Annotated in this window: 23 protein-coding genes; 8 read left to right on the top strand and 15 right to left on the bottom strand. The window is 66.5% G+C overall.

What is annotated here, in order from left to right; all coding sequences use genetic code 11:
• Window position 1 precedes the first annotated feature (1 nt).
• Window positions 2–1,414, bottom strand: a complete 1,413-nt coding sequence (locus ACV7NN_RS00765) for a cytochrome ubiquinol oxidase subunit I (protein WP_463347694.1) — start codon at window positions 1,412–1,414, stop codon at window positions 2–4.
• Between the two features lie 172 nt (window positions 1,415–1,586).
• Between ACV7NN_RS00765 and ACV7NN_RS00760 the strand changes: the two genes are divergently transcribed.
• The gene (locus tag ACV7NN_RS00760) at window positions 1,587–2,177 is read left to right on the top strand and encodes a TetR/AcrR family transcriptional regulator (RefSeq protein ID WP_463347693.1); all 591 of its coding nucleotides are present in this window, start codon (window positions 1,587–1,589) and stop codon (window positions 2,175–2,177) included.
• A 62-nt stretch (window positions 2,178–2,239) separates the two neighbouring features.
• On the opposite strand, the gene ACV7NN_RS00755 is transcribed toward ACV7NN_RS00760, so the two are convergent.
• The 5 genes from ACV7NN_RS00755 to ACV7NN_RS00735 form a co-directional block, all read right to left on the bottom strand.
• On the bottom strand, window positions 2,240–3,166 hold the full coding sequence (locus tag ACV7NN_RS00755) for an ABC transporter substrate-binding protein (RefSeq protein WP_463347692.1): 927 nt from the start codon (window positions 3,164–3,166) through the stop codon (window positions 2,240–2,242).
• A gap of 21 nt (window positions 3,167–3,187) precedes the next feature.
• Window positions 3,188–3,934: an ABC transporter permease gene (locus ACV7NN_RS00750; RefSeq protein ID WP_463347691.1), complete on the bottom strand. Its 747-nt coding sequence runs from the start codon at window positions 3,932–3,934 to the stop codon at window positions 3,188–3,190.
• Window positions 3,931–4,635, bottom strand: coding sequence for an ABC transporter permease (locus tag ACV7NN_RS00745; protein ID WP_463347690.1), 705 nt, complete (start codon window positions 4,633–4,635; stop codon window positions 3,931–3,933). Before ACV7NN_RS00745 ends, ACV7NN_RS00750 begins: the two co-directional genes overlap by 4 nt.
• Window positions 4,632–5,516: an ABC transporter ATP-binding protein gene (locus tag ACV7NN_RS00740; protein ID WP_463347689.1), complete on the bottom strand. Its 885-nt coding sequence runs from the start codon at window positions 5,514–5,516 to the stop codon at window positions 4,632–4,634. The genes ACV7NN_RS00745 and ACV7NN_RS00740 overlap by 4 nt, the downstream gene beginning before the upstream one ends.
• Before the next feature lie 208 nt (window positions 5,517–5,724).
• A complete protein-coding gene (locus tag ACV7NN_RS00735) occupies window positions 5,725–6,387 on the bottom strand; it encodes a TetR family transcriptional regulator (protein ID WP_463347688.1) in 663 nt (220 codons plus the stop codon).
• A gap of 217 nt (window positions 6,388–6,604) precedes the next feature.
• Here ACV7NN_RS00735 and ACV7NN_RS00730 point away from each other — a divergent pair, with 217 nt between their 5' ends.
• From ACV7NN_RS00730 to ACV7NN_RS00720, 3 genes are read left to right on the top strand one after another with little or no spacing between them, the layout of a single operon-like run.
• Entirely contained in the window at window positions 6,605–7,672 is a 1,068-nt protein-coding gene (locus ACV7NN_RS00730; RefSeq protein WP_463347687.1) for an App1 family protein, read from the top strand.
• Window positions 7,673–7,711: 39 nt separating this feature from the next.
• Window positions 7,712–8,809, top strand: coding sequence for a winged helix DNA-binding domain-containing protein (locus ACV7NN_RS00725; RefSeq protein ID WP_463347686.1), 1,098 nt, complete (start codon window positions 7,712–7,714; stop codon window positions 8,807–8,809).
• 9 nt (window positions 8,810–8,818) lie between these two features.
• Window positions 8,819–9,865 (top strand): FUSC family protein, encoded by a 1,047-nt coding sequence (locus ACV7NN_RS00720; RefSeq protein ID WP_463347685.1) that lies wholly within the window; start codon window positions 8,819–8,821, stop codon window positions 9,863–9,865.
• A gap of 60 nt (window positions 9,866–9,925) precedes the next feature.
• On the opposite strand, the gene ACV7NN_RS00715 is transcribed toward ACV7NN_RS00720, so the two are convergent.
• The 7 genes from ACV7NN_RS00715 to ACV7NN_RS00685 form a co-directional block, all read right to left on the bottom strand.
• A complete protein-coding gene (locus ACV7NN_RS00715) occupies window positions 9,926–10,483 on the bottom strand; it encodes a YceI family protein (RefSeq protein ID WP_463347684.1) in 558 nt (185 codons plus the stop codon).
• Window positions 10,484–10,588: 105 nt separating this feature from the next.
• Window positions 10,589–11,794 carry a glycoside hydrolase family 3 N-terminal domain-containing protein gene (locus tag ACV7NN_RS00710; RefSeq protein WP_463347683.1) on the bottom strand — a complete coding sequence of 402 codons (1,206 nt, stop codon included), beginning with the start codon at window positions 11,792–11,794 and terminating at the stop codon, window positions 10,589–10,591.
• A 56-nt stretch (window positions 11,795–11,850) separates the two neighbouring features.
• Window positions 11,851–12,816: a carbohydrate ABC transporter permease gene (locus ACV7NN_RS00705; protein ID WP_463351204.1), complete on the bottom strand. Its 966-nt coding sequence runs from the start codon at window positions 12,814–12,816 to the stop codon at window positions 11,851–11,853.
• Between the two features lie 38 nt (window positions 12,817–12,854).
• Window positions 12,855–13,799 (bottom strand): carbohydrate ABC transporter permease, encoded by a 945-nt coding sequence (locus tag ACV7NN_RS00700; RefSeq protein ID WP_463347682.1) that lies wholly within the window; start codon window positions 13,797–13,799, stop codon window positions 12,855–12,857.
• Between the two features lie 93 nt (window positions 13,800–13,892).
• On the bottom strand, window positions 13,893–15,269 hold the full coding sequence (locus ACV7NN_RS00695) for an extracellular solute-binding protein (protein WP_463347681.1): 1,377 nt from the start codon (window positions 15,267–15,269) through the stop codon (window positions 13,893–13,895).
• A gap of 43 nt (window positions 15,270–15,312) precedes the next feature.
• On the bottom strand, window positions 15,313–17,007 hold the full coding sequence (locus ACV7NN_RS00690) for a glycoside hydrolase family 13 protein (protein WP_463351203.1): 1,695 nt from the start codon (window positions 17,005–17,007) through the stop codon (window positions 15,313–15,315).
• 278 nt (window positions 17,008–17,285) lie between these two features.
• A complete protein-coding gene (locus ACV7NN_RS00685) occupies window positions 17,286–18,296 on the bottom strand; it encodes a LacI family DNA-binding transcriptional regulator (RefSeq protein WP_463347680.1) in 1,011 nt (336 codons plus the stop codon).
• 72 nt (window positions 18,297–18,368) lie between these two features.
• On the opposite strand from ACV7NN_RS00685, the gene ACV7NN_RS00680 reads away from it, so the two are divergent.
• From ACV7NN_RS00680 to ACV7NN_RS00670, 3 genes are all read left to right on the top strand, one after another.
• On the top strand, window positions 18,369–19,202 hold the full coding sequence (locus ACV7NN_RS00680; protein ID WP_463347679.1) for a UbiA family prenyltransferase: 834 nt from the start codon (window positions 18,369–18,371) through the stop codon (window positions 19,200–19,202).
• A gap of 99 nt (window positions 19,203–19,301) precedes the next feature.
• Window positions 19,302–19,916 carry a hypothetical protein gene (locus ACV7NN_RS00675; protein WP_463347678.1) on the top strand — a complete coding sequence of 205 codons (615 nt, stop codon included), beginning with the start codon at window positions 19,302–19,304 and terminating at the stop codon, window positions 19,914–19,916.
• Window positions 19,913–20,125 (top strand): DUF6186 family protein, encoded by a 213-nt coding sequence (locus ACV7NN_RS00670; RefSeq protein WP_463347677.1) that lies wholly within the window; start codon window positions 19,913–19,915, stop codon window positions 20,123–20,125. The genes ACV7NN_RS00675 and ACV7NN_RS00670 overlap by 4 nt, the downstream gene beginning before the upstream one ends.
• Window positions 20,126–20,143: 18 nt before the next feature.
• On the opposite strand, the gene ACV7NN_RS00665 is transcribed toward ACV7NN_RS00670, so the two are convergent.
• Window positions 20,144–21,469, bottom strand: a complete 1,326-nt coding sequence (locus tag ACV7NN_RS00665) for an LCP family protein (RefSeq protein ID WP_463347676.1) — start codon at window positions 21,467–21,469, stop codon at window positions 20,144–20,146.
• Between the two features lie 276 nt (window positions 21,470–21,745).
• Window positions 21,746–22,438: a GNAT family N-acetyltransferase gene (locus ACV7NN_RS00660; RefSeq protein ID WP_463351202.1), complete on the bottom strand. Its 693-nt coding sequence runs from the start codon at window positions 22,436–22,438 to the stop codon at window positions 21,746–21,748.
• A 128-nt stretch (window positions 22,439–22,566) separates the two neighbouring features.
• On the opposite strand from ACV7NN_RS00660, the gene ACV7NN_RS00655 reads away from it, so the two are divergent.
• Window positions 22,567–25,215, top strand: coding sequence for a glycoside hydrolase family 38 N-terminal domain-containing protein (locus tag ACV7NN_RS00655; RefSeq protein WP_463347675.1), 2,649 nt, complete (start codon window positions 22,567–22,569; stop codon window positions 25,213–25,215).
• The last annotated feature ends 11 nt before the right edge of the window (window positions 25,216–25,226 follow it).

The following is a 25,226-nucleotide window of genomic DNA, read 5'->3' as shown; positions in this document are numbered from 1 at the left end:
CCTAGTACACCGTTGCCAGCGGGGCGATCTCGCCCGATTCGTCTGTGTGATCCTCGATCGGATCGGGACCCTTCTGCGCCGCCCGTTTGATCAGCCGGAACTCGACGACCGCGAGGATTCCGTAGATCAGCGTGAACGCGATGAGCGAGATGAGCACGGTGAGGCCTGTCACATTCGGCGAGACCCCGTCGCTCGTCTTCATCAGACTGAAGACGATCCACGGTTGACGGCCCATCTCCGTGAAGACCCAGCCCATGATCATGGCGCCGAGAGACAGCGGGAACGCCCAGATGGCCACTTTCCAGATCCAGACGCGTTGTGGGGAACGGCCCTTCCGTGTCACCCACAGGCCACCGATCGCGACCGCGACGTGCAGGAGACCGAGGCCGATCATCCAGCGGAACGCCCAGTACGTGACCCAGATGATCGGGGTGTAGTCGCCCGGCCCGTAGAGCTGGACGTACTGCGCCTGCAGCTGGTTGATCCCTTCGACGGTGCCATCGAACGTGTGGGTCGAGAGGAACGACAACAGGTACGGGATGCGGATCGAGAACAGTTCATGGACGCCGTCCGGCGTGCCCCACGTGAAGATCGAGAACGAGGCATCCGCGCCGGTTGCCGTGTGGTAGAGCGCCTCTGCGGCCGCCATCTTCATGGGTTGCGTCTCGACCATCACCAGTGCCAGTTGGTCCCCGGTGAGCACAGTCAGGACACCGGCTACGACCATCGTCCACAGCCCGAACCTGAGCGCGGGGCGCATGGTGTCGACGTTGCGGCCGCGGGACAGATGCCACGCCGCGACCGTGATCACGAGTCCGGCCGCCACCATGAAGCACGCGACGAGCGTGTGCGGGAAGGCGGCCAGCGCGACCTTGTTCGTCAGCAGGGCCCAGATGTCGGTCAGCTCGGCGCGGCCCCGCGACCGGTTGAGAGTGAAGCCGACGGGCCACTGCATGAACGCGTTGGCGGCGATGATGAAGTAGGCAGAGAGGATCGAACCGATGGCGGTCGCCCAGATGGTGGCGAGGTGAAGGCCACGCGGCAACCGGTTCCAGCCGAAGATCCACAGGCCGATGAACGTCGCTTCGAGGAAGAAGGCGAGAATCCCCTCGAGCGCGAGCGGCGCGCCGAAGACGTCGCCGACGAAGCGCGAGTAGCTGGACCAGTTCATACCGAACTGGAACTCCTGGACGATCCCGGTCACGACACCCATCGCGAAGTTGATCAGGAAGATCTTGCCGAAGAAATGCGTCAACTGCAGGTAGTGCACCTTGCCGGTGCGGTACCAGGCGGTCTGGAAGATGGCCACCGTCGAGGCCATCCCGATCGTGATCGGAACGAACAGAAAATGGTAGATGGTGGTCAGGCCGAACTGCCAGCGAGCCAGCAGCAGGGCGTCCAATGCATCGTTCACACCGCACTCCTCAGGAACGCGACCGAATCTCGGCCGCATCATCGACAGAGCTTCCGGGCAGGATGGTCATTCCTGTGGAGGCGGGCGCTTGTGGCGCCCTCCTCCAACCTAGCAACGCTCGCACAGTCGCGGCCAATCGACCGGGTGTCAGGATGCCAGTACCATCGTGTCCATGCCGAAGAAAGGGCCGTACGCCAAGGGCCTCGCCAAGCGCGAGGAGATCCTGACGACCGCCCTCGAGGTGTTCGCCGAGCGCGGCTACCGCCGGGCGTCTCTCCGGGAGATCGCCGAAGCGGTCGGACTCAGCCAGGCAGGACTCCTGCACCACTTCAGTTCGAAAGAGGAGCTCTTCGCCGAAGTGCTCCGCAAACGCGACGAAGCCGACCTGAATTCGTCGGTCGACCGCAGCGACCCCTTCCAGGGGATCATCGACGCGATGCGCCATAACGCCGAAGTTCCCGGCCTCGTGCACCTCTACGCGACGATCTCAGCGGAAGCCGCTGACGATGGCCATCCGGGCCACGACTACTTCGTCCAGCGCTACCAGTTCTTCATCGATGAGCTCGCCCGGTACATCGCGGGCGCTCAGGAGACCGGCGAGTTCGACCCCACGCTGGACGCCCGCGAAGTGGCGCGGCTCACGATCGCGGTCGCCGACGGCATGCAGGTGCAGTGGATGCTCGACGAGACCGCCGACATGGCTGGCGCTCTCGAATACTTCCGGATGCTGATCCGGCGGCTGCGGCCCGAGTCGGCCGAGTAGACCATGCGAATCGCAGGCGGCGACCCGCATGGTCCGGATCGCCGCCTGCGCCGTTCGAACGATCAGCTGAGGTTGTGGTCGCTGAGCCACTTCTTCGCTGCGTCGGCCGGGGAGACCTTCTGGGCACCCTGGTTCTCGCTGTTCAGTTCGATCAGGTCAGCGGTGGTCAGGGCCGCGGACACCTTGTTCAGGACGTCCTTGACCGTGCTGGTCACCTTCTTCGAGTTGATCAGCGGCAGCACGTTCTGGGCGAGGATCATGTGCTTCGGGTCAGCGAGCGTCACGAAGCCGTTGTCCTTGATGGCGGGCGTCGTCGTGTAGATGTCGGCCAGCTGCACGGACCCATCCTTCAGCGCGGCGACGGTGGCGGGGCCGCCGCTGTCGTTGATCGGCTTGAGCGCGGCCGTCACGCCGTACTGGCTCTTCAGCCCGGGAATCCCGTATGGCCGCGTTGCGAACTCAGGGTTGCCTGCGACGGTGAGCGCAACCTTCGCGGCCGCAAGATCGGCGAGGCTCTTGACGTTGTATTTGTCGGAGAACGCCTTGGTCACGTTGTACGAGTCGGCGTCCTGCGCCTGCGACTGGTCGAGGACCTCGAAACCGGCCGGGAGTGCCGTCTTGAGCGCCGCAAACACGTCGTCACTGGACTGCGCCGTGGCCGTCTTGTCGTAGAACTGGAGCAGATTTCCGCTGTACTCCGGAATCAGGTCGATCGACCCGTCCTTGAGCGCTGCGAGGTAGACATCGCGCTGGCCGATGCTGAGATTGCGGTTGACCTTGACCCCCTTCGCCTCGAGGGCCTGGGCGTAGATCTCGGCGACGATCTGGGATTCGCCGAACGCTGCGGATCCGACCGTGATGGTGCCAGCGGAGCTCGAGGAGGTGCTGCCGCTGTCAAGCGCATTACCGGACGAGCAGGCGCTGAGGGCGAGCAACGCCCCCGCGGCGAGCACGCCTGCGGCGATGCGGCCTCTTCTTGATGCAAACATGATTCTTCCTATTCTCTTTCTCTACTCGGTGGTGCTTTCCTGGATGGGCACACCTACCACCGCGCGAGGACGCGAGGTCTTCACACGGACATCTGCGACGCGGGAGACGATGACCCCGCGTGGGACGACGAGGCGCTGGATGATCGCGAAGACCCCGTCGGTGATGAGCGCGAGGACCACGACCAGGATCGACCCCGCGAGCATCTCGTCGTATGCGCGAACGGACAGTCCGTCGATCAGGTATCGGCCGAGACCGCCGACGGGCAGGAATGCTGCGACAGTCCACGTGGCGATGACCTGGAGCATCGCGGACCGGAGTCCCCCGATCATGAGCGGGAGCGCGAGCGGCAGTTCGACCTTGCCGAGGATCTGGAATTCGGTCATGCCCATTGCGCGCGCGGCATCGACCGTGCCCTTGTCCACCGCATCGACGCCGGCGTACGCCCCGGCGAGCACCGGCGGGATCGCGAGGATGGTGAGGGCGATTAGGGGCGACGTGATGTCGAGGCCGCCGAGCTCGAGTGCGAGGAAGACGACCAGTCCGAGCGTGGGGATCGCGCGTAGCGCGCCGGAGATCGAGACAGCGATCCCGCGACCGCGCCCCGTGTGCCCGATGGCGAGCCCGATCGGGATGGCGATGACGGCCGCGATGAGCAGGGTCAGGCCGGAATACCAGATGTGCTCCCACATCCGTGTCGGAATCCCGTCGGGCCCGACCCAGTGGGCCGGGTCTCCCAGCCAGGCGAAAGCGGCGACGAAGTTGATCATGCTTCCGTCACCAGCCTCAGCTGCTGTCGGCGGGCGGCCCGGCGGCCGCGGCGGTCGATCCGGGTCCACGGCATCAGGAAGCGACCGGCGAGAAGGAGAATGCCGTCGAACACGAAAGCAATCGCCATCACCGCGAGGATGCCGACCACGACTTCTTCGGGGAAGGACCGCTGGTACCCGTCGATGAAGAGGTTGCCGAGGTTGTTGACGCCGATCAGGGAGCCGACACTCACAAGGCTGACGGTACTCACCGAGACCACACGGAGGCCGGCCAGCAGCACGGGGCCGGCCAGCGGCAGTTCGACGGTCCAGAATCGGCGCCACGCCGAGAATCCGACAGCCGTCGCCGATTGCAGAACGTCGCCGGGAACCGATCCGAGCGCGTCGGCCGTCGTTCGCACCATCAGCGCCAGCGCGTAGATGGTGAGCGCGACGATCACGTTGACCGGGTTCAGGATCTTCGTGCCGATCAGGGAAGGCATGGCGATGAAGAGCGGGAGGGACGGGATCGTGTAGAGAATGCCGCCGATGGTCAGGAGGGTGCCCCTGGTCGCGTGGTACCGGTTGGCCACCCAGCCGATCGGAAGCGAGATGAGGAAGCCGAAGACGATCGGCGGAATGCTCAGACCGATATGGGCGACGGTGAGCTGCCAGACCTGGCCGTAGTCGATGAGGCCGAAATTCGACCACAACCAGCTCACGGCGCTTCCTCACCCTGCGCCGGAGCACCCGCGCCCTGAAGGGTCACGGCCTTTGCTTCGTGGGTGGATGCGCCGGAGAGCACGCCTGCTGTGCGTCCGTCGCTGTCGACCAACACTTCGCCGGCCGGCGTCTGCTCGATGTGGAGCGCCCGCTTGCCCCGTTCGGCGCCGACGAACGTCGCGACGAAGTCGTCGGCGGGATTACTGAGGATCTCGGCCGGGGTGCCCTTCTGCGCCACGATTCCGCCTGTGCGGAAGATGACCACCTGCTCGCCGAGCAGGAACGCCTCGTCGATGTCGTGGGTCACGAAGACGACCGTCTTGTCGAGTTCGCGCTGCAGGTGGAGGAGCTCCTGCTGCAGGTCGTCGCGAACGATCGGGTCGACCGCGCCGAACGGCTCATCCATCAGCAGGATGTTCGGATCGACCGCAAGGCCGCGCGCAACTCCGACACGTTGCTGCTGGCCGCCCGAGAGCTGGCTGGGGTATTTGTCGGCGAGAGAGCGGTCGAGCCCGACAGTGTCCATCAGGCCGAGTGCGTTCTCGCGGGCGACGCGCTTCTTGACACCGCGCAGCAGAGGGACGGTCGCAATATTGTCGACGACTTTGCGGTGCGGGAGAAGGCCGGAGTTCTGCATCACGTAACCGATGCCGCGCCGCAGGTGAACGGGCGCGAGCGTCGAGATGTCTTCGCCGTCGATCTCGATCGTGCCGCTCGTAGGGTCGACCATGCGGTTGATCATGCGGAGGATCGTCGTCTTGCCGCTGCCGGACGAGCCGACCAGCACCGTGATCTTGCGCGAAGGGATGACGAGCGAGAAGTCACGGACCGCCACAGTCCCGTCGGGGAACTGCTTGGTCACCGATCGGAACTCGATCATCTTTGCGGCTCATTCCTCGAGAAGTCTTCGGATCAACACGTGCCAGATGTTCAACCCAAACACCATTCGGAGCGTTTGGCAAAGACGGATTGCAATTTGTGAAGATGATCTTCAGCTATCACAGACCGTCTCGCCGCGCGTGTCTTCAGGAGAAACGCTGCCGCAGGCCACCGACATTCCCGCCGTATCGCGTGTGATCAGGACCGACTCAGGAGACCGCGCTCTCGTCGTAGCGCTTCGCGAGGTATTCACGGATGACCACGCGTGCTTCGTCGATGAACCGCTCGTCCCCCTTCGGATCGAGAAGGAAAGCCCGCGTGATCAGCGAATCAGCGATCTCGACGGCGACTTCGAGCCGGAAGTTTAGCTGTTCCCCCGCAGGCAGCCCGAACTCCTCAGCGAGGATGTCCGCGAACCGGTGCGCGAAGAAGTCGTCGACGAATCCTGGCTCGGCCGGTGCGGCCTGGCGCTGCGCGTCGGTGAACCGGATGATGCGGAAGCCAGGCTCGGTGCGGAACATATCGACGAACGCGTCGATGGCGCACTCCATCGCGTCCCACCAGTGGTCGGGCGATGCCTTGTGGATCCGGTCCACAACCGCGTTGCGATAGCGCTGCAACGCCCGGTCGCGCAACGCCTGGAGGAGAACGATCCGGTCGGGGAAGTATCGGTAGACGGTTCCGATGGACGCATCCGCCCGCTCCGCCACCATCGCGGTCGTGAGACGGTCGAATCCGATCTCGTCGACGACGTCGGCCGCCGCATCGAGGAGCGCATCGATTCGCGCTGCACTGCGCTCCTGGATGGGCTCGGTACGAACGAGAGGTACTCCCGACTGGCTCTGGCTGGTCGCGAGATCATTGATGGGCACTAGGGCAACTCCTTCTTTCCTGCATGTCCACAATACGGCGCTACGGGTCCCCAGCCCTGCGACGGGTGGGCCGTCGCGTTGATTGGATCATAAACCGGGAATCCCTCATTTTTGCTGTAAAGCTTGTGGCGCGCCGCAGGAAGGTGGCCGGAGTCGGAGCACTTCGCGCCCGCCGCCGCGTCCGGAAAGCCGGCCCGTTCATGAGAAACTGGCACATATGGCCCGTTCACCCGTGAATCGCGGCGCGAGCGTCGAGCCCATCATGCATCGCGCCGCGCGCATCGAGGACGCCTTCCATGATTTTCGTGCGAAGCGCGCGCGCAAGCGTGGTTTTCTCTCCACGGTTCTTCCGTACACCGGTTACGGCGCACCCACCTGGGCGCGCATCCTCGGGCGTGTCGTCCTCGCGGGCGAACCGCGCCCCGGTAGCCGGGCGGAGCGCGCGAACCGCAGGCGCGAGGAGAGCATCCGGGGCTGGCGGTCGTTCATCAGCGTCCCCGTCAACGATGTGACGGTCTCCATCGAGATCGAGGGGATGACGCACGAGGTCCGGCCCGACCGCGGCGGGGTCATCGACACCGTCATCCCTGTCCAGCTCACGCCGGGATGGCACACCGTCCGCATGTACACGGCGGATTCCAGAGGCGCCGTCGAGTCGCCCGTCTTCATCGTCGACCCGTCCGCGAGGTTCGGCGTCATCTCCGACATCGACGACACCGTGATGGTCACCGCCCTCCCACGCCCCCTCCTGGCCTTCTGGAACACCTTCGTCCTCGACGAGCACGCCCGCGTGCCGACACCGGGGATGGCGGTGCTTCTCGAGCGACTCGCAGCAACCCACCCGGGGACGCCCGTCATCTACCTGTCGACCGGCGCCTGGAACGTCGCGCCGACGATCAAGCGTTTCCTCTCCCGGAACCTGTTCCCCGCCGGCGCGCTGCTGCTGACCGACTGGGGTCCGACTCACGACCGCTGGTTCCGGAGCGGTCGCGAGCACAAGGAGTCCAGCCTGGTGAGGCTGGCGAGCGAGTTCCCCGGCCTGCGCTGGCTTCTGGTCGGCGACGACGGGCAGCACGACGAGATCATCTACGGCGAGTTCACGACGAAACATCCCGAGAGCGTCTCCGCCGTCGCGATCCGGCAGCTCTCGACAGGTGAGGCCGTCCTGGCCGGTGGCCGTTCCAAGGCCGAGAAGCACTCGGAGACGAGCGGCGTTCCGTGGGTGTACTCCCCCGACGGCGCAGGGCTCAGCGATCAGCTCAGCGAGCTCGGCATCCTGACCTGACGCAGCACCGGTGTCGGCGGTGCCCGGCATACTGATGCCATGCCGACGCACGCCGGGTACGCCGACCTTCTCCGATTCCGTCAGGCCGCCCAGGCCCTGACCGACCCGCTCGAATCACCGACCGCCGTCGCCGAGCGGATGCTCGCAGTGCAGGCGCAGGACTTCGCGGCGGCCTGTTGGGCGCTCGGAGTCCGTTCCCTCGGTGTGACGCAGGCCGATGTCATCGGCGCGCTCGAGCGGGGCGAGATCGTGCGCTCCTGGCCGATGCGCGGGACCCTGCATTTCGTCCCGGCCCGGGAGCTCGGGTGGATGCTGAGCCTCACGACGCGGCGGATGCTCGCCGGCCTCACGCTCCGTCACCGGCAGCTCGAGCTCGAGGAGGCCGATTTCGCACACGCGCGCGACGTCGTGGTGAAGGACCTGGAGGGAGGGCGCGCGCTCGGCCGAACCGAGCTGATGGAGCTGTGGGAGAGCCACCGCATCCGTACCACCGGACAGCGCGGGTACCACCTCATCTACTATCTGTCGCAGACCGGAGTGCTCTGCTGGGGGCCGCCTCACGGCACCCAGCAGTCGCTCGTCCTCCTGGCGGAGTGGGCTCCCGACCAGCGGCAGCTCGACGAGGATGAGGCGCACGCGGAGTTCCTGCTGCGCTACCTGGTCGGGCACGGCCCGGCGACGCTCAAGGACTACGTCTGGTGGACGAAGGGGACGATGGCGGGTGCGAAGACCGGGCTCGCGCTGATCCGTGATCGGCTCACGTCGTTCGACATCGACGCGACGACCTACTGGATGACGACGGAGCTCGCGGATTCGGCACCGCCTGCGCGCCGAGCGGTCCACCTGCTGCCCGGTTTCGACGAGTACCTCCTCGGCTATCAGGATCGCAGCCCTGTGCTCGCGCCGGAGTTCGCCGAGCGGGTGGTCCCGGGCTTGAACGGCATCTTCAAACCGCTCGTCCTCTCCCGGGGTCGTGTCGCCGGAACCTGGCGGCGCGCCGCCAACGGCTCGCGCGTCGCGATCGAGGCCGAGCCGTTCGACCGGTTCACGGCGACCGAGACGTCCGGCGTTGCGACGAGTGTCCGCCGCTACGGCCGATTCCTCGGGCTGCGCGGGGAGGTCGCAGCACCGAAGTAGCCTTGAGTCGTGCGACTGCCAACGAACCTGCGAGCATCGGCGCGCATCCCTCTGCTCCAGGTGGCGAAGACGGCCGTCGCCATGATCCTCGCGTGGCTCATCGCCGGCGCGTTCCTGCCGACGCAGTTGCCGATCTTCGCCGCGATCGCGGCCCTCCTGGTCGTGCAGCCGAGCGTCAACCAGTCGATCGGGCGCGCCATCGAGCGCAGCATCGGCGTCATCGTCGGAGTGGCGATCGCCTATGCTGTCGGGCTCCTGTTCGGCACGACGAGCTGGATCGTTCTCCTCGCCGTCGTGGCGGCGATCTTCCTCTCGTGGGCGCTTAAGCTCACGCCGGGCACCGCGAACCAGGTGCCGATCACGGCGATGCTGGTGCTGGCGATCGGCGCGGCCTCGCCTGGGTACGCCTTCGTCCGCATCATCGAGACGGTGATCGGGGCCATCATCGGCGTCATCGTGAACATCGCGATCGTCCCTCCTGTACTCATCGGGCCTGCGCGAACGTCGGTCAACGGTCTCGGAAACGAGGCCGCCGCGACACTCGACCGGCTCGCAGCGGCGTTGACCACGCCGCAGTCGCAGGCTCTGCTGGACGAACTGCTCATCACGGCTCGGCTGCTGCGGCCGATGCAGGCGAAATCGGAGGCGGCCCTGGAACAGGCGCGTGAGAGCCTCACCCTGAATCCCCGCCAATCGCGCCACCGGCGGGATCTCGACGCAGTCGACGCATTCTTCCGCCGGCTCGGTCCAGTGATCACCCGCACGTTGGGCATGACGCGCGCCTTCCACGACCGTTACGACGACAGCATCTCGCGGGAGCCGACCGTGCAAGCGATCGCCGATGAGCTCAACCGGGCGTCGCACGACCTCAGGCTGCTGTCGAGGGAGCCGGGCGACGTGCCGTCGGAGCCGGACACGGTCACCGCCGATATCCCCGTGCTCACCGCTCCCTTATCGGTCGCGGCACCCAACTCCCGGCATTGGGTGCTCATCGGTTCGCTCGTCGAGGATCTGCGCCGCATCCACGACGAGATCACCGGCGACGACGCCTCCTGAGACGAACTCAGGGGCCCCGAAAGTGCGGGACCCCTGAGAGAAGAAGTGTAATGCGGAGGACTAGTCCTGGGCGAGGACCGCCTGGAGCTCCAGCGTGATCGTGACCTTGTCGCCGAGCAGCATGCCGCCCGTCTCGAGGGCGGCATTGTAGGTGAGGCCGAAGTCCTCGCGGTTGATCTCGGTCTTGGCGGTCGCGCCCGCCTTGTAGTTGCCGTACGGGTCCTGGCCGAACCCACCGAAGTCGAAGTCGAAGGTGACCGGCTTGGTGACGCCCTTGATCGTCAGGTCGCCGTCGACGAGGAAGTCGCCGCCCTCGACGCGGACTCCGGTCGAGACGAAGTCGATGGTCGGGTGCTCCTCAGCGAGGAAGAAGTCGCCGGTCCGCAGGTGCGCGTCGCGGTTCTTGTCCTTCGTGTTCACCGAAGCGACCTCGGCCTTGGCGCTCACGGACGACTCGAGCGGGTTCTCGGCGGTCACGAAGGTCGCGTCGAAGTTCTCGAACACACCCTTGACCTTGCTGATCATGAGGTGGCGGATGCTGAAGCCGACCTCGCTGTGCGAGGGGTCGATGGTCCAGGTGCCGGCCTTGTATCCGGGAATGGTGACGTTTTCGGACATAGTGATCTCCTGTGGTTGACTCGGTGGGAGTGTCGGACTTTCTCGTCCGATCTATGCAAGCGCATAGATCGCGGGCTTATTCCGAATTCGCCGAATTTCTTCGGATCAGTCGCCGCGGACCGCGAGAGATCGGCGCAGTTCGAGCAGTTTCCGCGCATCCGCGTCGATTTGCGCGAGGGGAATCCGCCCCGTGTCCACCGCCGCGACCACGGAGTCGATCACATGGCCCGGATCGACGCCGTCCTCGCCGGCGTCCGCCCCGAGGACGAACAGCAGCATCGTGTTCCCTGCCACCAGCGCACGAACCGCATTCTCCCCCGGGTCCTGGTATTGCGGCACACCCGAATCCTGGAGCATCCGCAGGTCGTCGGTGATCGTCACGCCATCGAACCCGGTCTCGTCGGAGAGGATGCGATGCCACGCACCCGAGAGAGACGCCGGTGCGCTGTCCACCGCGCTGTAGACGAGATGCCCGAACATGACGATGTCGGCCCCGCTGCGCACCCCCGCCGCGAAGGAGGGCTCGTCGCGTTCCCGCCACTGGGCAAGCGAGACGGGGGTCGTCGGGATGGTCAGGTGCGAGTCGGCGTCGACCTCGCCGTGCCCCGGAAAGTGCTTGAGCGTCGAGAGTACCGCGCCCGTCTGGCCGGCCACGGACGCCGCAACCCGACTGCTGGCATCGGCCGGGGTGGTCCCGAGCACCCGGTCGAAGATGAACGAATTCGGATCGGCGGTGACATCGGCGACCGTCCCGAAATCGATGGAGATACCGGCATCCTTCAGCAGTGCGGCGCGGCTCGCGAAGGCAGCGCGGGTCGCCTCCGGTGGCTCGGCCCTCAACTGCTCAGGACCCGGCGCCGTGTCCTCGGGCAGCCGCCTGACGATGCCGCCCTCCTCGTCCGTTGCCGTGAGCACCGGAAGACCGGGATCGGCGCTGATGGCTTTCGTCTCCGCCCGGAGCGCCGGCATCCCCGGCGGGATGTTGTCGCCCATCAGGATGAGCCCGCCCAGCCCGTAGCCGTCGACGAACGCGCGCAGGGCCGCGCCGTCGACACCGGGACGGTGAAGCATGAGAAGGCTCGCCACCTTCTGCCGGAGAGTCATCGACGCGAGGCGGGCGTCCGCGTACGCCTCGATCGGATTCGGCGCTGACCGTTGGGGCGAGCTCGACGAGGTCGGCGACGTGGTCTGCTCGGGGCCGGCTACGCCTGACGATGCGCATCCGGCGAGCATCAGCCCGGCGACAGCCAGGATCGCCGCAGCGCGCTGGACGCGCCTGCGGAGCACTGGGAAGGTCGGATGCGCTGGCATCGTCCGATGGTAACTGCGCTCCCCGGACGGAACCTGCGGATAGGCGGGTCACCGGATCACCCCTTAACGGCACCGCCGAGCCCGGCGCTGCGGAGGAACAGCCCCTGGAAGACGAGGAACAGCCCGATCGGGATGAGCGTAGAGATGGCGAGAGCGGCGAGATACACGTCGAGCTCGATCGCCGCCTGCAGATTCGGCAGGCGGACCGAGAGCGGCTGGATGGCCGGGTCCTGGAGGACGAGCATGGGCCAGAGGTAGTCCTTCCATGCGGCGATGATCGCGAACACGGAGACGACCCCGAGGATCGGCTTCGACATCGGCAGCACGATCGACCAGAACAGGCGGAACGGGCCGGCCCCGTCGGTGCGCGCGGCCTCGAACACCTCGCGAGGCAGGTTGTCGAAGAACCGCTTGACGAGGACGACGTTGAACGCGTTCGCGCCGGCCGGCAACCACACCGCCCAGAACGTGTTGATGAGCGACGTACCCAGCAGCGGCGGGTTCAGGATCGTCAGGTAGAGCGGCACGAGGAGCACGACCGCAGGCACGAACAGCGTCCCGAGGACCAGTCCGTAGATCACGGTGCCGTATTTCGGCCGCAGCACGCTCAGCGCGTAGCCGGCGGTCGTGGCGACGACGATCTGGCACACCCACGAGCCCGCGGCGACCCAGATCGTGTTCACGAACTGGACATCGATGTGCACGGTCGACCATGCCGTCGCGACGATCGACCAGTCTGCACCGTGCGGGAACAGCGCCATCGGCGTCTTGAGCGTGTCGACGGTCGGGGTGATCGCCGACTTGGCCAGCCAGAGCAGGGGGCCGAGGCCGACAATGATGAGGACGACGAGCAGCACGATATGAAGGGTCTGGTTGGTCCAGCGCGTGCTGCGGCTGCGCCAGTCGGACGGCGAAAGGATGCCGCGTTCCGTGCTCTCCTGCACCCGCCTCACGCGTCGCTTACGGCGCGGAGGGCGTGGGGGTCCTCCCGCGATCCCTGAACTCCCGAGCTCGTCGGTCATCAGGTTCATGACCTCGGGCGTGAAATCGGTCGAGGTCGTCAATTCTGGCTCCAGGACTTGGTGAGGCGGAAGTACACGAGGGACAGGACCGCGAGGAAGACGGCGAGCATCAGACTCAGTGCCGTCGCGGCCCCGTAGTTCCCGCCGAGACTGTTCTGGAACGCGTAGCGGTAGATGAGGAGCAGGATGGTCACCGTCGCGTTGACCGGACCGCCAGAGGTGAACAGGAACGGTTCGAGGAACACCTGTGCGGTGCCGATGATCTGCAGGATGAGGGTGATGAGCAGGATGGCGCGCAGCTGCGGCAGCGTCACGTGCCAGATCTTCTTCCAGATGCTGGCGCCGTCCACCTCCGCCGCGTCGTACAGTTCGGGTGACACTCCGGTGAGAGCCGCGAGATAGATGATGATGGTCCCGCCCGCGGCCGCCCACGTCGCCTCGACGACGAGCGACGGCATCGCCTGGGTCGCATCCTGGATCCACGGCTGAGGCGGTATCCCGACCCAGCCGAGGATCGTGTTGAAGACACCGGTCGGGCTCGCGTCGTAGAAGAACTTCCAGAGGAGCACGGCGACGACCGGCGGCACCACGACGGGAAGGTACGCCAGCGCACTGTAGAGGCCCTTCGCCCGCTTGACCTCGCTCATCAGGACGGCCGCGATCAGGGGCACGGGATAGCCGAGGATGAGCGCGAGGAGCGCGAACCAGGCCGTGTTGCCGACCGCGGTCCAGAAGAGCGGGTCGTTGACGACCTGGACGAAATTGTCCCAGCCGACCCAGGTCGGAGCCGAGACGAGGTTCGTGTGCTGGAAGCTCATGATGATCGCCCGGACGATCGGGTACCACGAGAAGACGCCGAAGATCAGGAGCATCGGCAGGAGGAAGACGAGACTGCTGAGGCCGCCCCCTCGCAGCCAGGTGACGGGGGTTCGGCGTCTTCCGACTCCGCGCGAGGTGGTTCTCGGCCGGTCGATGGCTGTCATGGGTGTGCCTTTTCTCTGTTCGGTGCAGGGTTCGCCGAAAGCGGCTGAAGGCTGGCGGAGCGTCGTGCGCCCCGCCAGCCTCGCAGCGACCGGTTACTTGTCTGCGTCGACCAACGCCTGGATGTTGGTGTCGACGGTGGTGAGGAGCTTGTCGATGTCCGCGTTCTTGTCGGTGAGGACGGCCTGGACCACCGAGTCGAGCGCCCCGTAGAGCTCCTGCGTGTGCTTGTTGGGCTCAGGCACGAGGTTCGCGTCGAAGATCTTGTCGGTGAACGGCGCCACGTTCTCGAGCGGGATGTTCACTTCGTCCTTGATCCACGACAGTGTCTGGTCGTACGTCGCCTTGTCGAACACCGGCAAAGTCGGGACCCCGACCGGCTGGTTGGACGCAGCCAGCACCTTCGCGTCGGCCACGGCCTGTTCCTGGTTGAGCAGCTTCTGCATGTAGTAGAAGTCGATCCACTTGACGGCGGCCGCGCGCTGCGCATCCGACGACTTCGGGCTCACCGCTGCGACGTTGCCGCCGACGAGCACGCCGGCGTCGCTGGAGTCGGCCACCGGGAGGATCGTCAGTCCGTAGTTCTTCGGGTCGACGTGGTCCTGCTGCACGAGCGAGGTCAGCACGTCGGAGCCGCTCGGGTACATCGCGAGCTGCCCGGCGCCGAAGGCCTGGTTGATGCCGCTCCAGTCGAGCAGGAAGTTGTGCCCGACCGAATTGTCCTCCCAGCGCATGTCGTGCAGGAACTGCAGCGCTTCCTTCGTCTGCGGATTGTTGGTGGTGACCTTCGTCTTGCCGTCGCTGACGGTCTCCATCCGCCCTCCACGGGTGTAGACCGAGGTGGTCAGTTCCCATCCACCGGTGTTTCCCTTGGTCATCTGCATGTAGCCGGCGACGCCGGGAAGCTTCTGCGAGATGATCTTCGCGTCCTGGCGGACTTCGTCCCAGGTCGTCGGCGGCTTGTTCGGGTCGAGCCCCGCCTTCTGGAAGAGGTCGCGATTGTACGACAGTCCCATCGCGTAGGGGCCGTACGGGATGCCGTAGATCTTGTCGCCGCTCTTGGCCACGGCGAGGATGTTCTCGTTGAACTTGTCCGCGTACGGAAGTTTGTTCACTTCAGCCGTGATGTCCGCGAGCTGGCCCGCCTGCAGCAGCGACTGCGAGTCGGTGAAGGGCACGTTGAACACATCCGGCAGCGTTCCGCCGGCGAGCTGCGTGGCGAACGTGGGGCCCGTCCACTGGTACTCCTTCGACGTGACCACGATGTCGGGGTTCGCCTTCTCGAACTCCTTCACGCGGTCGTCGAACGCCTTGAATGCGGACTTGTCGCTGCCGGGGATCAGGCTAGCAACGGTGATGTGCACCTTGCCGTCGTTGCTGCCGCCACTGCCCGAGCTCGAGCAGCCGGCCAGCAGGCCGACGCCGGCGAGTGTGATCGCAGCGACTGCAGCGACCGTTCTTGGTGACCTCATTGTCGGTTCCTTTCAGAATGTGTTGTATTGCTGATGTGGTTTGTCATCGCTGGTTGGTGCGTTGTGCGCCGCGGCGGGGTTCCGCGGCGCGCTCCGGCGGCTCGTGCTGTGTTCGTAGCCACGCCGTGGAGTCCGGGGGCAGGAGTCCGTGCTGGAGTGGACTGCTGCTGAGCAGGATGGCCGTGTGCTCCGGCAGCGCGACCGGCGCATCCGAGAGATTGGTGACGTTCACGAAGCGGTCGCCACGAGCGAATACGAGCACGTCATCGGCGCTGCCACGCCAGCTGAGCGGACCATCGCCGAGCCCGTCGGTCTTGCGGCGGATGCGCAGGGCCTGCCGGTAGAGCCAGAGCATGGACGCCGGGTCGCTCTGCTGCGCCTCGACGGTGAGGTGCGCCCACGATTCCGGCTGCGGAAGCCACGGTTCGTCGGATGCGCCGGCCGGGCTGAAGCCGAAGGGAGGCTGGATGCCGCGCCACGGCAGCGGCACCCGGCATCCGTCGCGCCCGGGGTCGACCCCGCCCGACCGGAAGTGCATCGGGTCTTCGAGGCGGTCAGCCGGGAGGTCCTCGACCTCGGGCAGACCCAGTTCGTCGCCCTGGTAGATATAGAGAGACCCGGGCAGCGCTGCCGTGAGCAGGGCGGCCGCACGCGCGCGCCGCTCACCGACGGCGAGGTCCGTGGGCGTCCCGACCCTTTTCTTCAGGAAGGCGAACGACGTGTCCTCGCGACCGTACCGGGTGACGGGTCTGGTCACATCGTGGTTGGAGAGTACCCACGTCGATGGCGCATGGACCGGTGCATGGGCTGCCAGCGTCTGGTCGATGGATGCGCGCAGCTCTGCGGCGTTCCAGGGCCGCGCGAGGAAGTCGAAGTTGAACGCCGTGTGGAGTTCATCGGGCCGCAGGTACATGGCGAACCGTTCGATGTCGGGGAGCCAGATCTCTCCGACGAGCACACGGGTGCCCGGGTAGGAGTCTGCGATGGCGCGCCAGCTCCGGTAGATGTCGTGGAGTTCGTCACGGTCCTGGTTCGGATGCTCGCCCGGACCGGGATCCTGCGGCACCTCCGGCAGCGTCGGGTCCTTGACGAGCAGTGCCGCCGAGTCGATGCGCACTCCGGCGACCCCGCGGTCGAACCAGAAACGGAGGATCGCCTCGTGTTCGGCACGGACGTCGGGATGATTCCAGTTCAGGTCGGGCTGCTGGGGCGTGAAGAGGTGCAGGTACCACTCGCCGGGGGTGCCGTCGGGGTCGGTGGTCTGCGTCCAGGTCTCCCCGGAGAAGTTGGAGACCCAGTGGGTGGGCATCCGGTCACCGTCCGGACCTCCGCCGCGGCGGAACCAGAATCGCTCGCGCTCTGGCGAGCCTGGGCCGGCAGCCAGCGCCGCCTGGAACCAGGGGTGCTGGTCGGAGATGTGGTTCGGCACCACGTCGATGACCGTGCGGATGCCGAACTGCAGCGCCTCCTGGATCAGCGCTTCCGCTTCGGCGAGCTGTCCGAATGCCGGGTTGATGGTGCGATAGTCGGCAACGTCGTAGCCGCCGTCGGCGAGCGGGGACTCGTACCACGGCGTGAACCAGATGGCGTCGACTCCGAGGTCGCGGAGGTAGCCGAGATGCTTGCGGACCCCGGCCAGGTCGCCGATGCCGTCGCCGTTTCCGTCCGCGAAGCTCCGGATATAGATCTGGTAGATCACCGCGCTTCGCCACCAGAGCGGGTCGTTCTGCGACGGCACGGCCGTCCGCGCGATCGCGGTCTGCGCCGCGCCTGCGGACGCTGGAGACTCCGGCTGGGCGTCGAGCACGGGAAGATCCACTCGGAGTCCTTGTCAATCGGGCGGCTCCGGATGCTCGGGCTACGAGTGCCGGGTCGACGGGTTCGTTCGGTCGGTGCGACCGCGTCGAACCATCCGGCGCCGTCGTCGAACGCAAACGTAGCGTTATCGACAAATTGATGCAAGAACTAAACAGTACGTAAGTTATTTGCGTACTTTTGCGTTGCGTTGCGGGCGAATCAGCCCACGCGCACGGGCCCGGTCGACCCCCGGACGACCAGCTCGGGCTCGAAGAAGAGTTCATCCGAGGTGGCCGAATCACTCGAGATCTGTCGCAGGAGCAGCTCGATGATCGTGCGTCCCATGGGCTCGATGGGCTGCCGGACCGTCGTGAGCGGCGGCTCCGTGCAGTTCATCAGAGCCGAGTCGTCGTAGCCGATGACGGAGACATCGCCGGGCACAGAGAGCCCCGCCCTCCGCACGGCGCGAATGGCGCCGAGCGCCATCGGATCGCTGGCGCAGACGATCGCCGTGACCCCGGCAGCCAGGAGTCGCGTGGCGGCCGCCTGCCCCGCTTCGAGCGAGTAGAGCGAGTGGACCACGAGCTCGTCCTGGAACGGCAGCCCCCAGCCGGCGACCACCCGCTTCGCGGCCGCGAGCTTGCGCTGCGACGGCACGTGGTCGCGCGGCCCGAGGAGGAGCCCGATCCGCTCGTGACCGAGCTGCCGCAGGTGATTCAGCGCCTGTTCGGTGGCGACCGCGTCGTCGCAGGAGACGGTCGCGAACTCCAGGTCATCCACCGGCGCGTTCACCAGCACCGTCGGTAGATGGAGGTCTGTCAGCCGTGCGTAGTGGTCGTGCGAGGCATCCCGCTGCGCATACGCGCCGCCCACGAAGACCACCCCGGAGACCTGCTGCTGCAGGAGCAGCTCCACATAGTCGGCCTCGGAGATCCCGCCCGCGGTCTGTGTGCAGAGCACCGGCGTGTAGCCGTTCTGCGCGAGCGCGCCGCCGATCACTTCGGCGAATGCGGGAAAGATCGGGTTCTGCAACTCCGGCAGCACGAGGCCGACCAGCCGAGCCCTCTCGCCGCGGAGCTTGCTCGGGCGTTCGTAGCCGAGGATGTCGAGTGCGGTGAGCACTGCCTCCCTCGTGGCGTCGGAGACGCCCGGCTTCTCGTTGAGCACGCGGCTCACGGTCGCTTCGCTCACTCCGACTTTGCGAGCCACCTCGGCCAGACGCTTCGACATGTCTCGATCATACGCAATTCGTTGCAAGATCACGCAAGTTCTTTACAGCTTGGTTGTCACTAGCATGTGACCATGCCGAAAACGGTCCGATCCCTGCTGCTCGCCAGCCACCCGGGTCCGACCGTCGTGGTCACCGCGGTCGCCGGCGTCCTCGGTTTCGGTCTCGCGTACCAACCCGCGCGGCTCATCCTCCTCATGGCGGCCGTGCTGGCCGGCCAGCTGTCGATCGGATGGTCGAACGACTGGATCGACGCCGGTCGCGACGCCGCGGTCCACCGCCCCGACAAACCTGCCGCACAAGGCGCCGTCGCCGTGACTGTCGTGCGCGCTGCGGCGTTCGTCGCAGCAGCCGTCATGGTCGTTCTCTCGTTCCTGCTCGGGCCGCTCGCCGGAATCACGCACATCATCGCCGTCGCCATGGGCTGGGCGTACAATCTCGGTCTCAAGAACACGCCCGTCTCCGTGCTCCCGTATGCGGTGAGTTTCGGGCTGCTCCCCGCGGTCGCGACCCTCGGTCTGCCGGTTCCGCAGTGGCCGGCGCCGTGGGTGATCGTCGTCGGCGCGCTCCTCGGCATCGCCGCGCACTTCACCAACGTGCTTCCCGATCTGGCAGACGACCGCGACACCGGAGTCCGAGGTCTTCCCCATCGGCTCGGGGAACGAGCGTCCGGCTACACCGCGTTCGCCTGCGTGGCGATCGCAACGGTCATCCTGACCTTCGGCCCTGGACCTCATCCCGGACCGGTCCTGCTGGCCGGTCTCGTCATCGGCCTCGCGATCGCGATCGTCGGCGTGGTCCTCGTGACGCGGACCAACACCACGCGGATCCTCATGCGGCTGATCATGGCCTGCGCACTCATCGACGTCGTCATGCTCGCGCTCGCGGGTCAGTCGACCGCGCTCTGAACCTCCGCGCCGTCCTCCCAGTGAACGTACGGCCGGTATGGGACCGAGCGGAAGCCCGCACCCAGCCGGATCGAGCGTACGCTGGGTTTCGCCATGGCAATGGATCGACCAGCTGAGTCGGAACGCGCCGAACAGGTCGGCACGCGGTCCGCAACATCCACGCGCGTCGCCTGGGTCGTTATCCTCTCGCTCACCGGGGCTTTCCACGTGTTCCGCGGTGCTCCCGTCGACGGGCTGATCTTCCTCGGCGGTGCCCTGGTGGTCGCCGCGGATGCGTTCGGCTGGCTTCGACTCCGCATCCTGAACCGCGAACGGCACCCCCGGCGGATTCTCCTGGTGGTGCTGATGGCGGTGCTGCTTCTCGCGCTCGCGCTCGCTCCGCTCTACGGAGGCGTCGACACGGTCGTCGTCGTGGCGATCGGCGTCGCGCTCATGCCGATCGTCTGGCCACAGCCCGGGGTCCCGGCGCCTCGGGCCCGTCCCGATGCGGTGCGCCGCGCCGCGGTCGCGTGGTCCGTCATCGCGGTCACCAGTGCGGCTTGGGAGATCGGCGCCTATTTCATGAGCCGACCGTCGCTGGCGGCCGAATACGCCTTCCCGCCGCTCTCCGACCTCATCGATCCGATCGTCGCCTCACCGATAGGACGGGCCGTGCTCATCGCGCTCTGGCTCGCCGGCGGCTATGCGCTGATCAAACGCGGGAGGGCCGCATGAGCCGGATCGTCACCATCGCAGGATTCGTCGCCTGCGGCGTCGCCATGCTGGTCCTGGTGCTGACCTCGCGTCGCGAGGAGTCCCGCCTGGCGAGCTTCGGCGAGCTGCTCGACGGTGTCATGCAGGATCGTGCTGCGAGGGTGACGATCGTGCTGTTCTGGTGGTGGCTGGGCTGGCACTTCCTGGTGACGGCTCCGCTGGCTGCGTGATCCGCGGGTTCGCCTCTCTCAGCCGTTCCCCTTGGTGCACGTCTGCTGGATCGCGGTCTGCCCTGTGATGGAAGGCGGCAGCACCACGGGAGCCGGACCGGACGGCGCCGGGGTCGAAGTGGGGGTCGCCGCCGGAGCGGGCGTCGTCGTCGCGCCCGGCGTTGCCGGGGCTGTCGGCCCGCTCGGCGACGGCGTGGGCGTCGGAACGGTCGGGGCGAGCTCCGCGGCACGCCCGGGCGTTCCGGTGAGCTGGATGGGCTGGTCCTGCACGAGCGCATCGTCGAGGATCTGAGCGGCGTAGCTCTGAGGAATGACCCGGTTCACGTTGTCGGGGTCCGAGATCGTCGGGTACTGGACGAAGGTCATCTTGTCGAGACCGGTGTCCTTGAGCGCGAGGGCGATCTGCACCATCGTGGTCGGGTTCGTCAGCGTGTCCGAGAGCGTCATGTTGGTCGCTGCGGCCTTGGCGAGCGGATACAACTGGAACGGATTGGCGAGGACCCCACCGCCGACGATCTTGCGTGCGAGCGCCGACAGGAAGACCTGCTGGTTGCTGATGCGCCCGAGATCGCTTCCATCGCCGACGCCATGGCGGCTGCGCAGGAAGGAGAGGGCCACCGGGCCGACGAGCGTCTGCTGCCCCGCGGCCAGGTCGAGCGGCGGATTCGTGTATTTGTCCACCACCGGGCTCGCCAGGCAGACCGTCACTCCCCCGACCGCGTTCGACATCGCGCTCACACCGTCGAAGCTGATCTCGGCCGCGAAGGGGATCGATACACCGGTGAGCTTCTCGATGGTGAGCACCACGCACGACAGCCCGCCGCGCGAGAGGGTCGTGTTCATCATCGCTTTGTCCACCGACGAGTACGTGCCGCCGTTCGGCGACGGGCACTCCGGGATGGGGATCATCAGGTCGCGCGGAAAGCTCACGACGGTGACGCTCTGGTGGTTCTGGGCGATGTGGAGCAGCATCGTCACATCGTTGTTCCCCGCCCCTGAACTCGCGTCGAGCTCATCCGCGGTGTTGAAAGCACCGCCCTGGCCACTTCGGGTGTCCGTGCCGGTGAGCAGGAGGTTGACGCCGCCCGCAATGGCTCCGATGCTCGGGATCGGCACAGCGGTCTTGCCCGGCGCCAATGCGAGGTGCACCCCCGGCTTGATGGTGCGGGCGACATCCCACGCCGCGATCGCAGCGATGGACCCGCCGCTCACGATCAGCACTCCGAGCGTCGCGACCAGTACTTTGGCGATCGTCGCGAACGGCCTGCGCTTGTGCAGGCGGCCATGGCGGATGGACGGGGACCCGTTGGATCGCCGCCTCCGCTGGGGCGCGTCGTCGCTCATCTCACTTTTCCTCGTGGGCTGCTGTGCCGCGGGAACCGCGACGCGTGTCTATCGACACATCGCGAGCACTATATTCGACCACCGTCATGTATTGCCTGTTAAACACACAACTGAAACCATCCGGTTATCGCAGACTTCGCAAAGGACAGTCAGAACGCCCGGTCAGGCAGAGTTTACTCCAGCAATCGCGTCATAGGCGGTCGCGTATGCAGGTGGGACTCCCTCGCCGGCCTTCGCGGTTGACGCGGATCGGTCAGGGTCGGTCATGCGCAGTCGTCAGCCGCCCGGGCTGGCGAACACGAAGGTCATGTCGCGACGGGGCTCGAAGCCGAGTCTGCGGTAGAGCGCGACCGCTCCGTCATTCCCCTTCTCGACGTGTAAGAAGGCACGCTGTCCGTCGCCGTGGATTCCGTCGACGACCGCGCGGACGAGGCGTGCGCCCATCCCCCGCCCACGATATCCCTCGTCGGTACAGACGGCGCTCACCTCGATCCAGCCGTGCGGATTCATGCGTCGCCCTGCCATCGCGACGAGCCGGCCGCCATCCCGGATCCCCACGTATCCGCCGAATTGCACGGTGCCGAGCAGGAAGGGACCGGGCTTCGTGCGCTCGGCCAGTGCGAGCATCTCTGCCGCATCCTCCTCGCCGAGCGCGACGATATCGTCAGCCCAGGCTCCCTCGGCCCCCGACTCGACGAACTGGATGCCTTCGAGAATCCGGAGCGCCTTCCAGCCGTCCGGCAGGCGGATGCTGCTTCCGACGAGCAGCACACCGCTCTCCGCACCGAGCAGAGCGGCCAGGTCCGTCCACTCCGCCGCGGTGGGCTCGGTCGGCATTCCGCCGAAGAGCGCGACCTGCGGGTCGTAGATGCGAGCGTCGCCGTGGATGCGCGCCAGCGACGAGTGCGCTCCGGTCAGCGATGACCACACCGGGTTCTCGAGCGCGTGAGTTGCGGACGGTTCTGGCATGGTCACGGCTCAGGCTAGTGCATCGCCGTGCGACGGGGCAATCTGCTAACCTCAGCTCGTTGGGATCGTTACCAACACCGGACGACCTGGCTGCGGACTCGCTCCGGCTGTCGATCAAGGAAGATGTGATGGCTCAGATCAAACGGCTCCTCGTGGCGAACCATACGCACCACGACATCGGATTCAACGACTATCAGGATGTCTGCTTCCGCCAGCACGGGGAATTCGTCCGCGACGCCCTCGATCTCATCGAGGCGACCTCATCCCGAGAACCGGCGAGCCAGTATCGCTGGGTCTGCGAAGTCACCGGTCCCCTCGTGCGCTACCTGAAAGAGGCCGGGCCCGGCGAGGTCGAGCGATTCCGGTACTGGCAGGAGCGCGGCGCTATCGACGTCGCCGCGATGCAGTACAACCTCACTCCCCTGCTGTCGCCGGAGCAGATGCGCCGGAGCCTCTATCCGGTCCGCGTTCTCCGCGAGGATATGGGCATCGACGTAGAGACGGCCATGCAGGACGATGTCAACGGAGTGAGCTGGATCTTCGCCGACCTCCTGCCGTCGATCGGCATCGACTTCCTCACGATGGCCATCAACCAATCGCGTGGCCGCGCTCCGCGACCGTTCCCCGGCGCATTCTGGTGGGAGGGTCCTGCAGGTGGCCGGTTGCTGACCTGGAACGGCTTCCACTACCTGTTCGGGCGGAGTCAGGCGAAACTCGGAGACTGGCGCTTCGTCGACGAGTCCCTCCCGTACTACCTCGACGCCCTCGAGGAGTCCGATACGTTCCCCTATGACTTCCTCTACGTGGAATCAACCCACCCGATGCGCGTCGACAACGGACCGCCCGACGTTCGCATCGCCGACTTCGTGCGGGAGTGGAACGACCGCGGACGCCAACCGCGGATCGAGTTCAGCACGCCGCGCCTGTTCCGCCAGGAACTCGAACTGCACGGTACGGACGCCCTTCCGACGGTCCGCGGCGACTGGACCGACTGGTGGTCCGACGGGGCCGCCTCGAGCGCATACGAGACCGGCATCAACCGCGCGTCGCACGAAATCCTCGCGTCCGCCGAAGTCCTCGCCGCGTGGGTCGTCGCGAGCGGTCGAACGCCCCAGTTCGGAAAAGAACTGGTCGAGAAGACCTACGAAGCGATGTCCCTGTTCGATGAGCACACGTGGGGCGGGTTCTCGAGCATCGATGCGCCGGATTCGCTGTTCACCCGGGCCCAGTGGAACCGCAAGGCGGGTTTCGCCTACCAGGCGGCGATGGAGTCGCACGACATGCTCACCCGATCCGCCCGTCAGCTGGCCGATGCCCATGCCGACCGCGCGACCGAGGGACGGTTCGACCTCGGCGATCTGGGAAGCGATCGCGCCTACCCGACGGAGGAAGACAGCGAACTGCTCGTTTTCAACACCCTGCCGTTCGAGCGGACGGTCAACGTCGAGGTGCCCGAGTTCCGCGCGGGAGGTGCGCCCGCGGGCATGCTGGAGAGCTTCTTCCCGCGCGAGGTCCCGTGGGGCGGCCCGCCGACCACTGACATCGCGACGGTCAGGCTGACGGTTCCCGGATCCGGTTTCGCGTTCATCCACCCCTCGAGGCACGCGGAGTCCGACGATCTCGTCGCCGAGGGCACCGTGATCGAGAACGAGTTCTACCGCGTCGAGGTCGATCCGGGCACGGGACGGATCTCGTCCTGGTACGACAAACAGCTCTCCCACGAGTTCGCGGACTCGAATGAGCTCGGCGGGTTCGGCAGCTACCTCCACGAGACGGTCGACAGCCCGTCGGGGCGCGACGCCCTGTTCGTGAATGACTTCAGCGACTGGGACTTCGGGCACTGGGTGAAGAACCCTCCGTTCGATCGCCAGGGAGTCTCGACGGTCGAACTCTCCCCCGCCCGCATCGAGGCGGGTAGCGCGATCATCGACCTCGCCATCACCGCACGAGGAATCCGTGGTGGCACCTGCCGCATCAGCCTGCCGACGCAGACCAGCACGCTCCACGTCGACTGGATGCTGGACAAGGAACCGCAGACGAACCCCGAATCGGTCTACATCCTCTTCCCGGTGCAGCTCGACGGGCACGAGTACATTGTCGACCTCAACGGGACCCCTGTCCGGCCCAACGACGACCAGGTCCCCGGCTCCGTGTTCGACTGGTACCCGACGCGGCGCTGGACGGATGTGAGCGACGGGACCCGCGGAGTGACCGTCGCCGCTCTCGATGCACCGCTCATGCAGCTGGGTGGCATCACCACCAATGTGGTCGGCGACCGGGTCGAGCCGGAGCGCCCGGCCCTCGTGTCATGGGCACTGAACAACCACTGGATGGTGAACTTCAAGGCGAGCCAGGAGGGTCAGATCCCCCTGCGCTACCGGTTCACGACGCACGCCGGCAGTTGCGACAACGCGGAGGCCAACCGGTTCGCGCTCGAGGAGTGCGTTGCGCCGATCGTGCTGCGCGACTACAAACCGACCGGCGCCGAGTCGGGGACCCTGTTCCCGGTTCCGGATGTGCCAGGGATCGAGGCGCACCTGAAGGTCGCGACGTTCGGTGACGGCCTGATTCTCCGGCTCAGGAACATGATGTCGAAGACCGTGAAGGTGCCGCTCGATGCCCTGAGTGCCCGGGGAACGCTGTGCGCTGTCGACGTGCTCGAACGGACCACCGAGGCCGGTGTGCTGGAATCCTCGGCGGAGCTCCACATCCCGGCCTTCGGGGAAGTGAGCCTCCGCATCGTGAGCGATCGAGATCCCTTCGTCGAGACCCGCTAGCCTGGGCGCGG

The sequence above is a fragment of the Leifsonia sp. Ger2509 genome (assembly GCF_055231915.1).
This window is presented reverse-complemented; position numbering and strand designations above follow the sequence as displayed.

Bases quoted from the DNA above. Each gene is read 5' to 3' on its own strand.
- ACV7NN_RS00760 (WP_463347693.1), top strand. From the start codon at position 1,587: ATGCCGAAGAAAGGGCCGTACGCCAAGGGCCTCGCCAAGCGCGAGGAG.
- ACV7NN_RS00755 (WP_463347692.1), bottom strand. From the start codon at position 3,166: ATGTTTGCATCAAGAAGAGGCCGCATCGCCGCAGGCGTGCTCGCCGCG.
- ACV7NN_RS00750 (WP_463347691.1), bottom strand. From the start codon at position 3,934: ATGATCAACTTCGTCGCCGCTTTCGCCTGGCTGGGAGACCCGGCCCAC.
- ACV7NN_RS00740 (WP_463347689.1), bottom strand. From the start codon at position 5,516: ATGATCGAGTTCCGATCGGTGACCAAGCAGTTCCCCGACGGGACTGTG.
- ACV7NN_RS00730 (WP_463347687.1), top strand. From the start codon at position 6,605: ATGGCCCGTTCACCCGTGAATCGCGGCGCGAGCGTCGAGCCCATCATG.
- ACV7NN_RS00725 (WP_463347686.1), top strand. From the start codon at position 7,712: ATGCCGACGCACGCCGGGTACGCCGACCTTCTCCGATTCCGTCAGGCC.
- ACV7NN_RS00715 (WP_463347684.1), bottom strand. From the start codon at position 10,483: ATGTCCGAAAACGTCACCATTCCCGGATACAAGGCCGGCACCTGGACC.
- ACV7NN_RS00710 (WP_463347683.1), bottom strand. From the start codon at position 11,794: ATGCCAGCGCATCCGACCTTCCCAGTGCTCCGCAGGCGCGTCCAGCGC.
- ACV7NN_RS00705 (WP_463351204.1), bottom strand. From the start codon at position 12,816: ATGACCGACGAGCTCGGGAGTTCAGGGATCGCGGGAGGACCCCCACGC.
- ACV7NN_RS00700 (WP_463347682.1), bottom strand. From the start codon at position 13,799: ATGACAGCCATCGACCGGCCGAGAACCACCTCGCGCGGAGTCGGAAGA.
- ACV7NN_RS00695 (WP_463347681.1), bottom strand. From the start codon at position 15,269: ATGAGGTCACCAAGAACGGTCGCTGCAGTCGCTGCGATCACACTCGCC.
- ACV7NN_RS00685 (WP_463347680.1), bottom strand. From the start codon at position 18,296: ATGTCGAAGCGTCTGGCCGAGGTGGCTCGCAAAGTCGGAGTGAGCGAA.
- ACV7NN_RS00680 (WP_463347679.1), top strand. From the start codon at position 18,369: ATGCCGAAAACGGTCCGATCCCTGCTGCTCGCCAGCCACCCGGGTCCG.
- ACV7NN_RS00675 (WP_463347678.1), top strand. From the start codon at position 19,302: ATGGATCGACCAGCTGAGTCGGAACGCGCCGAACAGGTCGGCACGCGG.
- ACV7NN_RS00670 (WP_463347677.1), top strand. From the start codon at position 19,913: ATGAGCCGGATCGTCACCATCGCAGGATTCGTCGCCTGCGGCGTCGCC.
- ACV7NN_RS00665 (WP_463347676.1), bottom strand. From the start codon at position 21,469: ATGAGCGACGACGCGCCCCAGCGGAGGCGGCGATCCAACGGGTCCCCG.
- ACV7NN_RS00660 (WP_463351202.1), bottom strand. From the start codon at position 22,438: ATGCCAGAACCGTCCGCAACTCACGCGCTCGAGAACCCGGTGTGGTCA.
- ACV7NN_RS00655 (WP_463347675.1), top strand. From the start codon at position 22,567: ATGGCTCAGATCAAACGGCTCCTCGTGGCGAACCATACGCACCACGAC.